At 38.7% G+C, this 12,080-nt stretch carries 11 protein-coding genes; 10 read left to right on the top strand and 1 reads right to left on the bottom strand.

Going from position 1 to position 12,080, the window contains the following annotated elements; all coding sequences use genetic code 11:
- Positions 1 to 48 precede the first annotated feature (48 nt).
- From A3GM_RS0103835 to A3GM_RS0103810, 6 genes are all read left to right on the top strand, one after another.
- Complete coding sequence (locus tag A3GM_RS0103835) at positions 49 to 555, top strand: OmpH/Skp family outer membrane protein (RefSeq protein WP_018362070.1); 507 nt, start codon at positions 49 to 51, stop codon at positions 553 to 555.
- A 34-nt stretch (positions 556 to 589) separates the two neighbouring features.
- Positions 590 to 1,090: an OmpH/Skp family outer membrane protein gene (locus A3GM_RS0103830; protein ID WP_018362069.1), complete on the top strand. Its 501-nt coding sequence runs from the start codon at positions 590 to 592 to the stop codon at positions 1,088 to 1,090.
- A gap of 125 nt (positions 1,091 to 1,215) precedes the next feature.
- Entirely contained in the window at positions 1,216 to 1,725 is a 510-nt protein-coding gene (locus A3GM_RS0103825) for an OmpH/Skp family outer membrane protein (protein ID WP_025829873.1), read from the top strand.
- 19 nt (positions 1,726 to 1,744) lie between these two features.
- Positions 1,745 to 2,590, top strand: coding sequence for a glutamate racemase (murI, locus tag A3GM_RS0103820; protein WP_018362067.1), 846 nt, complete (start codon positions 1,745 to 1,747; stop codon positions 2,588 to 2,590).
- Between the two features lie 77 nt (positions 2,591 to 2,667).
- A complete protein-coding gene (gene rbfA / locus A3GM_RS0103815; protein ID WP_009227895.1) occupies positions 2,668 to 3,003 on the top strand; it encodes a 30S ribosome-binding factor RbfA in 336 nt (111 codons plus the stop codon).
- A 51-nt stretch (positions 3,004 to 3,054) separates the two neighbouring features.
- The gene (locus A3GM_RS0103810; protein WP_018362066.1) at positions 3,055 to 4,284 is read left to right on the top strand and encodes an FtsX-like permease family protein; all 1,230 of its coding nucleotides are present in this window, start codon (positions 3,055 to 3,057) and stop codon (positions 4,282 to 4,284) included.
- A 626-nt stretch (positions 4,285 to 4,910) separates the two neighbouring features.
- Here A3GM_RS0103810 and A3GM_RS0103805 read toward each other — a convergent pair.
- Positions 4,911 to 5,693: a DUF4595 domain-containing protein gene (locus A3GM_RS0103805; protein ID WP_018362065.1), complete on the bottom strand. Its 783-nt coding sequence runs from the start codon at positions 5,691 to 5,693 to the stop codon at positions 4,911 to 4,913.
- A gap of 347 nt (positions 5,694 to 6,040) precedes the next feature.
- On the opposite strand from A3GM_RS0103805, the gene A3GM_RS0103800 reads away from it, so the two are divergent.
- The 4 genes from A3GM_RS0103800 to A3GM_RS0103785 all read left to right on the top strand — a co-directional run bounded on the left by A3GM_RS0103800 (position 6,041) and on the right by A3GM_RS0103785 (position 10,822).
- A complete protein-coding gene (locus A3GM_RS0103800) occupies positions 6,041 to 6,958 on the top strand; it encodes a dihydrodipicolinate synthase family protein (RefSeq protein WP_018362064.1) in 918 nt (305 codons plus the stop codon).
- Positions 6,959 to 7,065: 107 nt separating this feature from the next.
- Positions 7,066 to 8,256 carry an AGE family epimerase/isomerase gene (locus A3GM_RS0103795; RefSeq protein ID WP_018362063.1) on the top strand — a complete coding sequence of 397 codons (1,191 nt, stop codon included), beginning with the start codon at positions 7,066 to 7,068 and terminating at the stop codon, positions 8,254 to 8,256.
- Between the two features lie 31 nt (positions 8,257 to 8,287).
- The gene (locus A3GM_RS0103790; RefSeq protein WP_018362062.1) at positions 8,288 to 9,523 is read left to right on the top strand and encodes an MFS transporter; all 1,236 of its coding nucleotides are present in this window, start codon (positions 8,288 to 8,290) and stop codon (positions 9,521 to 9,523) included.
- Between the two features lie 234 nt (positions 9,524 to 9,757).
- The gene (locus tag A3GM_RS0103785) at positions 9,758 to 10,822 is read left to right on the top strand and encodes a cyclically-permuted mutarotase family protein (protein WP_018362061.1); all 1,065 of its coding nucleotides are present in this window, start codon (positions 9,758 to 9,760) and stop codon (positions 10,820 to 10,822) included.
- Positions 10,823 to 12,080: the final 1,258 nt, after the last annotated feature.

Below are 12,080 nucleotides of genomic sequence, written 5' to 3'. Positions count from 1 at the left end.
GATATTATACTTTAGTTCGTCATCATTAAAAAAGAAAGGAAACGTATAATGAAAAAAATATTGTTATCACTTACATTGCTTGTTATGGCAATTAGTGCTTCAGCACAGAAGTTTGCGCTCATTGATATGGAGTATATTTTAAAGAATGTGCCAGCTTATGAGCGTGCAAACGAGCAGCTAAACCAAGTGAGTAAGAAGTGGCAAGCAGAGGTAGAAGCATTGAATACCGAGGCAGCTACAATGTATAAGAATTATCAAAACGAAGTCGTTTTCTTGTCAGAAGAGCAAAAAAAGACAAAGCAAGATGCGATAATGAAGAAAGAGAAAGAAGCCTCTGAGTTAAAAAGAAAATACTTTGGTCCAGAAGGAGAGCTCTTTAAGAAACGCACAGCGTTAATAGCTCCATTGCAAGAAGAGATATATAATGTAGTAAAAGAAATCTCAGAGCTAAGAGGATACAGTCTTGTTCTCGACAGAGCGTCTGATGCAGGCATTATATTTGCATCGCCAAAGATAGACATTAGCAATGAGGTGCTACAAAAGTTAGGTTACTAAAACGAATTTAATAATAATAAAATAGAAAATTAAAATGAAGAAGATTATTTTGATGTTGGCATTAGTTATGCCTATGACAGTATTCGCACAAAAGTTTGGTCACTGCAATCAGCAAGAGATTTTGTCTGCAATGCCAGAGTTAGCAAAGGTTCGTGGAGAGATTGAAGCAGCAGCTAAGCAATACGAAAACGAATTAACTGCAATGCAAGACGAATTCAAGAAGAAGGTTGAAGAGTATGAAAAGACCAAAGCAACCATGAATGCTACAAAGCAACAAGAAACAGAAACAAGCTTAGGAGCATTGCAACAAAAGCTTCAACAAGCATATACCGACAATCAACAAGCACTTCAAAAGCTTCAACAAGAGAAGATGCAGCCTTTAGTTACAAAGATTCAAAAGGCAATTGAGAATGTAGGTAAGGCAGGAAACTACGTTTATATTATGGACGTTTCTTTAGGAATTCCTTATATTAGCAGCACTCTTAGCACAGACGTAACAGCTGCAATTAAGGCAGAAATGAATAGATTGAAATAATAAATACAGCCAAAAGCAAGGCCGCCGAGGGTGTTTTATTTTAAAGGGCGAACTCTGTTACAGAGCGATACCAATAAGATAGAATTACCGTCGTCGGCTTTCTGCGTATAAAACCGATTTTTATTATGAAGAAAATAATATTCTCATTCATCATGCTTTTATTGCCTTTCGTGGCAAAGGCACAAGAAAGCACATTGCGTTATGGTTACATCAGCTATAAAGAAGCAGTGAAAGCACTTCCAGACTATGAGCAAGCGCAACAAAACATGGCAGCTCTTAAAGCGAAGTACGATGCAGAGATGCAAAGAGTAGAAGACGAGTTCAATAAGAAATACGAAGATTTCTTAGCAGGACAACGTGATTTCGCTCCATCAATCCTTCGTAAGCGCCAAGCAGAGCTACAAGAACTAATGCAAAAGAACGTAGCATTCAAGGCAGAAGCACAACGCTTATTGCAACAAGCAGAGCAAGATTCAAACAACCAACTCTATAACAAGCTCAATGCAACAATAGAGCAATTGGCTGCAGCACGCAATCTTTCATTTGTTCTTAACACCGACAACAACGCCGTACCATTTATCAATAAGGTACAAGCAGAAGATCTTTTACCTCTTGTAAAAGACGCTTTGAAATAAAGAAACATCAATAGTGAGAATGAAAAACGAGCAAAACAACATTGCTGGACCTATAGGAGTGTTCGACTCTGGATATGGAGGTTTAACCATTCTTGAGGCCTTTCGCAAAGAACTACCTCAATATAATTATATTTATTTGGGTGATAATGCACGGGCACCTTATGGTTCTCGCTCGTTTGATGTAGTGTATGAGTTCACCAGACAGGCCGTAATGAAGCTCTTTGAGCTGGGTTGTCGTCTTATTATTCTTGGCTGTAACACAGCGTCTGCCAAGGCTTTAAGAACCATACAACAGCACGACTTGCCACAGATGGATAACTCATTGCGCCGTGTGTTGGGCATCATTCACCCCACAGTAGAGGCCATTGGCGACATCACCCACACCAATCATGTGGGCATATTGGCAACAGAAGGAACCATCAAGAGCAATAGTTATGCTTTAGAAATCAACAAGCTACATCCCAATATCTCTGTAACTGGCGTGTCATGTCCACTTTGGGTGCCCATAATAGAGAACAATGAGGCAGACGGAGAGGGCGCAGATTACTTCGTAAAGAAGCGCATCGACACCATTATGTCGCTCGATAGCCAGATCGATACATTGATATTAGGTTGCACTCACTATCCACTTCTTTTACCAAAGATCAAAAAATACACTCCTAAAGGAGTGCAAGTGGTTGCACAAGGCCAATATGTTGCTAAAAGCTTAGCCAACTATTTGCAGCGACACCCAGACATAGAGCAACTCTGTATCAAACAAGGTGTCACCCAATACTACACCACCGAGAATGCAGAACGATTTAAAGAAAGTGCCAAAATCTTTCTACACGAAGACATATCGGTGCAGCATATCGATTTAGAATAATCGTTGTTCTAACTCTATTTCACGCAGTAGCAACCCTTATGGGCATCTAATCCCATTTCAATAAATAAAAGATAACAATGCAAGAAACAAGACAAAATAAAGTAGCTCGCCTGTTTCAGAAAGAATTGAGCTTAATTTTTCAAAATCAAACACGTGCCATGATGGGCATGATGGTATCGGTAACACGTTGCAAGGTGTCTCCCGATTTAGGTGTATGCACCGCTTATCTCAGCGTATTTCCATCAGAAAAAGGAGATGAAATATTAGAGAATATCCGTGCGAACTATAAAAGTATTCGTTTTGAATTAGGCAAAAAGATAGGCAAGCAAGTGCGAATTGTTCCCGAACTACGTTTCTTTATCGACGACTCACTCGACTACTTAGAGCGTATCGACGAGCTATTGGCAAAATAAAGCATTATTCTTATCGCATAACATTCGTAAAGTTACATTCTTTCCCAACCAATGAATCTACCCTTTTTCATTGCCCGTCGCTATCTTTTTTCAAAGAAAAGCACCGCAGTTATCAATGTTATTTCGGCTATATCAGTAGTAGGTGTAGCCATTGCAACTATGGCTTTAGTGGTGATATTAAGTGTATTCAATGGTTTTCACGATTTAGTTGCTTCTCTATTCACCAACTTCGACCCTCAAATTCAAGTGGTTCCAGCAGTTGGAAAGACCATTCCTGCAGATGCCATCTCTATCGATAAGATAAAGAAAATGCCACAAGTTGCCGTTGCAACAGAGTGTGTAGAGGATATGGCTCTTGCCGTTTATAGAGACAAACAGCTGATGGTGAGAGTGAAAGGAGTGCAAGATAACTTCCCCGAACTAACCAACATACAAAAGATTTTGTATGGAGAAGGCAGCTTTGAAACGCATGCAGGCATTCTACAATACGGTATATTTGGAGTGAGAGCGGCGCAAAGTTTAGGCTTTGGAACACGTTGGGAGGGCTTTCTTCACATCTATGCGCCAATCAAAGAAGGGCAAGTAGACCCTTCAAACCCCACCACTGCGTTTGTGGTAGATTCGCTCTTGTCGCCCGATGTCATTTTTATTGCGAATCAGCAGAAATACGATAAAGACCACGTTGTTACCTCGATAGACTTTGCTCGTAACCTTTTTGGCGAGCAAGGTATGATTTCTTCGCTCGAAATAAAGCTCAAACCAGGAGCCGATATCGATGCTGTGAAAAAAGAAATGCAAAATATTGGAGGAAAAGAGCTAAAGGTGCTCGACCGATTTGAGCAACAAGAAGACACCTTTAAGATTATGCAAGTAGAGAAGATGATTGCTTATATCTTCCTTACTTTCATCGTTATTGTGGCAAGTTTCAACATCATTGGTTCGTTGTCGATGCTTATTCTCGACAAAAAGAACGACGTTGAAACGCTAAGAAAGTTGGGAGCAACCGACAAGCAAATTGTAAGTATCTTTTTATTCGAAGGTCGTTTAATTGCATTCATTGGTGCACTACTGGGCATTTTGCTTGGTTTATTGCTCTGTTGGCTGCAACAAACATTCGGACTTGTTGCCTTGGGCGAAAGCAGTGGCACCTTTATTGTGAACGCTTATCCCGTTAGTGTGCACTACATCGATGTGCTTTTGGTGCTCATCACCGTAATCATTACGGGCTGGTTGTCGGTGTGGTATCCTGTTCGCACCTTGAGTAAGCGATTCTTAAAGTAGGTATTCGCATCGCTCTTTTAGCGATTTGCTTACTGAAAAAATCAACTTTTTCTTTCTATTTCGATAGAGGCAATCACTCAAAAGATCGTCTTTCGATAGCTCGTGCTCCTATATTTCTATTTTAAAACATTACTCTTATTGATGAATATTGTTTGACTTGCACTGCAATGCGCATATTTTGTTGTAGACATTCCTTCCCTTTGATTTGTTTTAGTATAGCTATCTCCTAACAAAAGCATTGTAATTGGTTGCCAAAAGCAATGCAATTGCACCCTAAAAGCAGTGCTGTTGCTTTGTAATATCAGTGTTATTGCAATTGTTATGATAATGAAAGAGTTACGGAATAGAACGGTAGTAGGAGACGATAGGAGGACTTTTACGGGATAAAAGACTATGGGGAAGGACTGAAAAGTGGAGTGGTGGATAGGTTAAAAGCCAATAAAAAACGAGATATTGAACATTATTTCAATACCTCGTTTTGTGCTTTTATAAGTTGAAAATCTTAGAAGTGTTTATTTCTTCTTCCGCTTCTTATATTTAATTTTGGAATTCTTCTTTTTCTTTCAGCTTGCTTTTAATCTTGATAAATGCGTTTTATAAAATAAAAAGCAATGTTTTGAACTGTCTTATTTCCAAGTATAGTTTCCGATATTACCTTTATTGTCTGTAACTTTTACCACTTTTCCTTTATTGTTAAGGGTGTAAGTGTAGGTAATATTTTCGATTTCGTCTGTAGGAGTAGGTATTGGTTTGTTATCAGTGAATGCATTTTCAACTAAATTATTTACAAACTTGCCATAGTAACCCTGCATAAATAAAATTGGATCAACGCCATCTATAGCAGGAATGCAATCTTCTAACTCACTTAAAGCAATGAAGTTTTTAGCAGAGTGATTGGTATAAACAAACTTAGTAATGATACTATAATTCTTAGACTGAGTGCTTAGCTGTGTAATATTACCCTTTTGCCATGAAATATTGGTACTATTGTCTTTTGTTATCACTTTAGTTAGTTGATCATTATTATCGTATATACATTCAACAACATCTGAATCATCACCTTTTAAAGTGCTGTTGGTTATCTTTCCATTCTTTAAATAAAATGTACTTGTAGCCTTTTGGTTCCCTGTAGATTGTGCTTCTATCAAATTTTCAGAATACTTATAGGTAATAATGTTTTTTTCTTTGCCCTCATCCGAATTGGTTTCTAGTGTTACACTCACTAATCTTCCTTGCTTGTCGTATTGGATGTTAGATATAACAGTTCCGTGGTTGTCTGTGAACCCCGCAATTTTTTCGCCAGTAATAATGATATTTCCGCCATTATTATCATCATTTTTGTCTGACGAACATGCGCTGAATAAGCCCACAACACAAACCAATAAGCCTAATAAAACTTTCTTTTTCATTTTGAATAATATTTATAATGTTAATAATCTGTTCTCTTGTTATAGTTGTTTTGTTTTTGATTACTTTTCTAAGTGTATAGATGTTTGTATACAAAGGTACGTTTTTTTGTTACAAATACTCTTCTTTTATGTGAAAAAAGTGAGAAATACTTTATTGTCTTCTTGTCCCCTTTTCCCTTTAAAATCTCTTTTAGTTGTCGTGAAAAAGAAGAAAGGTTGGGCATTATTTGTTTCTTGTTCTTTTAACGTTCTTACGCCTTTAAAATTTAATGTTAATGTCTTTGCAAGTTCGTTTCATTTGCTTATCTTTGTGCTATACTAAAAATTCTAAACAACAAAATAAGTAAATGGAAAAGATCAAAGGATTAATCGATGCGCCATTCACTCCTTTTTATAGTAATGGTGAGGTGAATTATGAGCCAATCGAGCGCTATGCAGCGATGTTAAAGAATAATGGTTTGAAGGGAGTTTTTATCAATGGTTCGAGCGGTGAGGGCTATATGCTCACAGAAGAAGAGCGTATGAAGCTTGCTGAAGCATGGATGAAGGCTGCTCCAAGCGACTTTAAAGTGATTGTACATGTGGGTAGTACTTGCGTAAAAACAAGTAGACGCCTTGCAGAACACGCACAAAAAATAGGTGCATTTGGTATTGGTGCGATGGCAACTCCATTTCCAAAGGTTGGCAGAATAGAAGAGTTGGTGAAGTATTGTGAGGAAATTGCAGCAGGAGCACCACAGCTTCCATTCTATTATTATCACATTCCTGCATTCAATGGAGCCTACCTTTCTATGGTAGAATTATTGAAAGCAGTAGACGGAAGAATTCCTAATTTCGCAGGAATCAAATACACTTACGAAAGTTTATACGAGTATAACCAATGCCGTTTGTATGCAAATGGCAAGTTTGATATGCTCCATGGCCAAGATGAAACAATCCTTCCATGCCTCGCAATGGGTGGAGCTCAAGGCGGAATTGGCGGAACAACCAACTATAATGGTCGTTGTTTAACTGGAATCTTAAAGGCTTGGGAAGAAGGAAACATCGAAGAAGCACGTGAACTTCAAAACTTTGGACAAGAAGTGATCAATGTTATATGCCGTTATCGTGGTAATATTGTGGGCGGAAAGCGTATTATGAAGCTCATAGGATTAGACCTTGGACCTAACAGAACACCATTCCAAAACATCACAGATGATGAAGAACGTGCATTGAAAGCAGAGCTCGAGGCTATCGACTTCTTCAATAAGTGCAACGTATTCTAAGCGTTTTACCTTATTATATATAGGGGCTTGCGTGTTACAAGCGTCTTTTTACAACATAAAAGGCTAACACACAAGTCCTTTTTCTTTACTCCTAAACAATAAATAATATGAATTTATCGGCAGAACAAAAAACATATTTAGCTCAATGGGCTAACTCTTATAAGCAAGATTTAGAAGAAAACATTCTTCCTTTTTGGTTAAAATACGGCTTAGATACCGTTAATGGCGGTGTTTATACATGCGTAAACAGAGACGGAAGCTTGATGGATACCACCAAATCGGTGTGGTTTCAAGGTCGTTTCGGCTTTATTTGTGCCTTCGCTTACAACAATATTGCACAAAAAGAAGAATGGCTTGCAGCATCAAAAAGCTGTGTAGAATTTATCGAAAAGCATTGTTTTGACACCGACGGACGTATGTATTTCGAGGTGACTGCAGAAGGAAAGCCACTTCGTAAGCGTCGTTATGTGTTCTCAGAGTGCTTCGCTGCCATTGCAATGTCAGAGTATTCAATTGCCTCGGGCGATAAAACTTATGCTCAAAAGGCATTGAATTTGTTTAAAGACATCTTGCGTTTTGTGAATACTCCTGGTATTCTTGCACCCAAATATTGCGAAGATGTAGAGATGCAAGGACACTCAATCACTATGATTCTCATTAACACTGCATCACGAATTCGTGAAGCAATTCAAGCAGAAGAGCTCGATGCGCAAATCGATCTCTCATTAGAAACCCTACAAAAATATTTCATTCACCCTGAATTCGAAGCTCTATTAGAGACCGTTGGACCTAATGGTGAGTTCATAGATACCATCATTGGCCGTACAATTAACCCCGGACACTGCATCGAAACCGCTTGGTTCTTGCTCGAAGAAGCAAAACATCGCAATTGGGAACCAAAGCTAACACAAACAGCTTTGACCATTCTTAACTGGTCATGGAAATGGGGTTGGGACGAACAATATGGCGGAATTATTAACTTTAGAGATTGTAGAGGACTCCCACCTCAAGACTATTCGCAAGATATGAAGTTCTGGTGGCCTCAAACAGAAGCAATTATTGCAACCTTATATGCTTTCGAAGCAACTGGAGATGATAAGTATTTGGAAATGCATAAGCAGATAAGTGACTGGACTTATGCACACTTCCCAGATAAAGAATATGGCGAATGGTATGGCTATTTGCACAGAGATGGCACCGTTGCACAGCCTGCAAAGGGTAATATCTTTAAGGGTCCGTTCCACATTCCACGCATGATGATCAAGAGCTTTATGCTTTGTAACGAGATAATGAAATAAGAACACTATCCCTAAATGTCAATATTTAGATATGAATAAAACAACAAGTAAATATTATCCATGGGTAGTTGTGGCTCTATTATGGGGCGTTGCGCTACTGAATTACATGGATAGACAAATGCTTTCGACCATGAAAGAGTCGATGCAGTTAGACATTTCAGAACTGCAAACGGCTGAGAATTTCGGACGATTAATGGCAGTTTTCCTCTGGATTTATGGTTTAATGAGTCCTTTTGCAGGTGCTATTGCCGATAGAGTGAATCGTAAGTGGTTGATAGTTATTAGTCTTTTCGTGTGGTCGGCCGTTACTTATGGAATGGGATATGCCAACACTTTCACCGAAATATATTGGCTTCGAGCTCTTATGGGCGTTAGTGAAGCCTTGTATATTCCTGCTGGTTTGTCGTTAATAGCAGACTGGCATAGCGACAAGAGCCGCTCTCTTGCAGTGGGAATACACATGACTGGTCTTTATACAGGACAGGCAATTGGAGGCTTTGGTGCAACTGTCGCAGCTTCATACACATGGCATACTGCCTTTCATTGGTTCGGTTTGATAGGTATTGCCTATGCTCTTTTATTGGTATTGTGCCTAAGAGAGAACCCCAATCACAATGTAGTGAAACCCAATATCGAAACAAATAAAGTAGAGAAAGAATCGATATTAAAAGGCTTTAGTGCCCTTTTCAGTACCGTTGCCTTTTGGATTATCTTGTTTTACTTCGCTGCTCCGAGTCTACCAGGATGGGCAATAAAGAACTGGTTGCCCACACTTTTCTCAGAAAACCTCAATCTTCCGATGGCAGAGGCAGGTCCAATGTCAACCATCACCATTGCACTTTCGTCGTTCTGTGGTGTAGTTGCAGGCGGAATACTATCAGATCGCTGGGTACAACGCAACATTAGAGGTCGTATTTACATCAGTGCAATAGGCTTAGGACTCACCATTCCCGCTCTATTCCTTTTGGGATTTGGTCATAACACCATAGGAGTTATTTCTGCAGGAATGCTCTTTGGAATAGGATTTGGTATCTTCGATGCCAACAATATGCCCATTCTTTGTCAGTTTGTGTCGCCCAAATACCGTGCAACCGCTTATGGAATCATGAACATGACAGGTGTGTTTGCAGGTGCAATGGTTACCAATGTACTCGGAAAATGGAGCGATGATGGCAACCTTGGATTAGGTTTTGCACTTCTAAGTGTGGTTGTTGCAGTGGCTATTGCTTTGCAACTACTCTTCTTAAAGCCTAAACAAGAGAGCTAAACCCATTTTTATTCCAATTGAAATAATTATAAGCAACAGCAAAGAAAGGCGAAATGTTTGCTAATGCAGTATCAACAAAGTATGCAGAGCTATTGAACGACCTCGTTAATGGCGAGTTGTATGCACGTTAATCGTTTGCTTATTGAAATTATGAGATATTTATTTTTACCGCTAACGCTTGTTCTTTGCCTTTGTGCAGTAACGACATGGGCACGCAAGCACAAAAGAAATAAGATGAAACATACATTCAAAATAGAGGTGATGAAGGGCTTTCCTAACACCGAAAACGGTATAGAAAAGGGCGTTTCAGCACCCTTTGGAGGCGTTGTTAACGACTATTTGATTATGGCAGGAGGCTGTAATTTCCCCGATAAACCCGTGTTTGAGGGTGGAAAGAAACACTATTATAAGGGCGTTTATGCTGCAAACCTGGCGCAAGGCAATTGTCTTTCGTGGACAAAAGTAGGCGAGTTGCCCGTAGAAGCAGGCTATGGAGTGAGCATCCCATCACCAAAAGGCATCTATATGATAGGTGGAAACAACCTCGAAGGATCGCTTAAAGATGCTTATGAAATGCTGTTCGACAGTCAAACAATGAGCGTTCAGTTCAATAAACTGCCCTCGTTGCCTTGCACACTCGATAACATGACAGGTACCATCGTGAACAATCACATCGTAGTTGCGGGTGGAGTGGCAGATGGTGCGCCTTCTTTAAAGGTATTAACCCTTAACCTTTCAGATGTAAATAATGGTTGGGTAGAAGCTACAACCCTTCCTTCTTCGCCACGAGTGCAACCCGTTTGCGCTGCAATAGATAACAAATTCCAGCTTTGGGGTGGTTTTTATGACGGCTCAAAGGGTGGAGCCCCCGTTGTTTATACAGAGGGTTTGCAATTTGATTTGACTAAAAAAGAATGGCAACAGCTTGGCTTTATCGGCAAAGACGAGGCTCATTCGCTTACAACAGTAGGTGCTGCGGCAGTTCAACTCAATGCAAACGAAGTGCTATTAACAGGTGGAGTGAATAAAGATATCTTCTTTGATGCTATTAGTGGAGCGTATAAAATGGTTGAAAAGCAAAACTATTTGAAGCGACCAGTTGAGTGGTATCGTTTCAATGGCACCCTTATGCTTTTCAATGCAAAGACCAATAGCTGGACAGAAACCAATCTTTCGTCACCTCATTTGGCTCGTGCAGGCGCTTTGATGGTGCGTGCTAACAACGCAATTTACTATGTTGGAGGCGAGTTAAAGCCTGGAGTTCGCTCGGCAGAAGTGAGCAAAATTACTTGGGAATAAATGAGATAGAAGGCAAGGGGCAATGTTGTTGCAAGATGATGGCACGCTCGGTGCATCTCTAAAGAGCGACTTCTTGAAATAGCTCTCTGCGCTGTTTGAGAGCGATCCGTTCGTTTTCAGTCTTTGATAGAGTTGCGGTTTGCAGGCAAAGAAAGTCGTTTTACAAGCTCAACAGCCAGTATTTGAGTCTCTATCGCATATAAAGTTATTCAGCTTTGCAGTTGTATTGAAAATCAGCAACATACAAAGCACTTTGAAATAGCAATGCTTTTAGATCGTAAAAGCATTGCTATTTTTGTGTAATAACATATCTTTTACACAGCAAAAGCATTGTTTTTAAAAGTGAATAAGAAAGTATTATTTTCGTTTTCTTTATCTTTTTGAAATATGATGAGATAAAGAAAAATTCTATTTTGCATAGATTTACGATGCAAAAAATCTACTAATCGAAAAACTAAAAGTAAACTTTTATTCATAAAATTCTACATTCTCTTTGATAAAAATCAATAAAAATAGATAATTATAAAATTGTTACCGCAAACAACTTGCATTTTTCTAAAAAAGTATTATCTTTGCATTGTGTTTTTCATAGTATTAGATTTAAGGTTAACAAAGGTTGGGACTCGGCGGAGCCCCTTTTTTTTTTGCTCTGCCGAAAACACCCCTTTCTTTTTCGTTTTATGTTAAATATACAAAACAACAAATATAAAGTTACGAATAAAACGAAGTGATATAAATCAATTTTATATATTTGTATCGACTTAAACAATATCAACTTTAAAACGAAAAAACTGCGACTTATGCTGAAAGTATTGGCTATGAAGAATCGAAAAACATTCTAATTGAAGATACTATAAAACACATAAATCATTTAGCGACACAGAAATTCAGAACATCTTACAATGCAAGGAGTCCTCTTTTGATGCGGACTGCTTAGGCGGTTTGTTTGTTGTTGGTGTCTATGCGCTATTACTTTTTAGTTGAAAAACTAAGAGAAATAACCACAATTCGGCAATAAAAAGATACTCAAAGAGCTATTGTGGGTATTTATTTCGCCCTCAAGTAGTTATCAATAATATAAATATAGAAAAAGCGTTATATACCAATTTAATTTTAACAGAACTTTTTTCATAATGCTATTGTAGTGCAATAGCACCTAAGTTTGTAAGCTGTGGGCGTCGGTCTGTAATAGATAGACGCTCGCTTTTTTATGCTTTTAAAAAGAGCAAACATAGTATAACACGAAAGAAAGAGTTGC

The sequence above is a fragment of the Hoylesella nanceiensis DSM 19126 = JCM 15639 genome, from assembly GCF_000379965.1.
Taxonomy (GTDB): domain Bacteria; phylum Bacteroidota; class Bacteroidia; order Bacteroidales; family Bacteroidaceae; genus Prevotella; species Prevotella nanceiensis.
The sequence above is the reverse complement of the archived record's forward strand: the minus strand, read 5'-3'. Positions and strand labels throughout refer to the sequence as shown.

What these genes read in the sequence shown, in the direction of transcription:
- rbfA (WP_009227895.1), top strand. Translation starts at nt 2,668, where the DNA reads ATGCAAGAAACAAGACAAAATAAAGTAGCTCGCCTGTTTCAGAAAGAA.
- A3GM_RS0103795 (WP_018362063.1), top strand. Translation starts at nt 7,066, where the DNA reads ATGAATTTATCGGCAGAACAAAAAACATATTTAGCTCAATGGGCTAAC.
- A3GM_RS0103800 (WP_018362064.1), top strand. Translation starts at nt 6,041, where the DNA reads ATGGAAAAGATCAAAGGATTAATCGATGCGCCATTCACTCCTTTTTAT.
- A3GM_RS0103805 (WP_018362065.1), bottom strand. Translation starts at nt 5,693, where the DNA reads ATGAAAAAGAAAGTTTTATTAGGCTTATTGGTTTGTGTTGTGGGCTTA.
- A3GM_RS0103835 (WP_018362070.1), top strand. Translation starts at nt 49, where the DNA reads ATGAAAAAAATATTGTTATCACTTACATTGCTTGTTATGGCAATTAGT.
- A3GM_RS0103830 (WP_018362069.1), top strand. Translation starts at nt 590, where the DNA reads ATGAAGAAGATTATTTTGATGTTGGCATTAGTTATGCCTATGACAGTA.
- murI (WP_018362067.1), top strand. Translation starts at nt 1,745, where the DNA reads ATGAAAAACGAGCAAAACAACATTGCTGGACCTATAGGAGTGTTCGAC.
- A3GM_RS0103825 (WP_025829873.1), top strand. Translation starts at nt 1,216, where the DNA reads ATGAAGAAAATAATATTCTCATTCATCATGCTTTTATTGCCTTTCGTG.
- A3GM_RS0103785 (WP_018362061.1), top strand. Translation starts at nt 9,758, where the DNA reads ATGAAACATACATTCAAAATAGAGGTGATGAAGGGCTTTCCTAACACC.
- A3GM_RS0103790 (WP_018362062.1), top strand. Translation starts at nt 8,288, where the DNA reads ATGAATAAAACAACAAGTAAATATTATCCATGGGTAGTTGTGGCTCTA.
- A3GM_RS0103810 (WP_018362066.1), top strand. Translation starts at nt 3,055, where the DNA reads ATGAATCTACCCTTTTTCATTGCCCGTCGCTATCTTTTTTCAAAGAAA.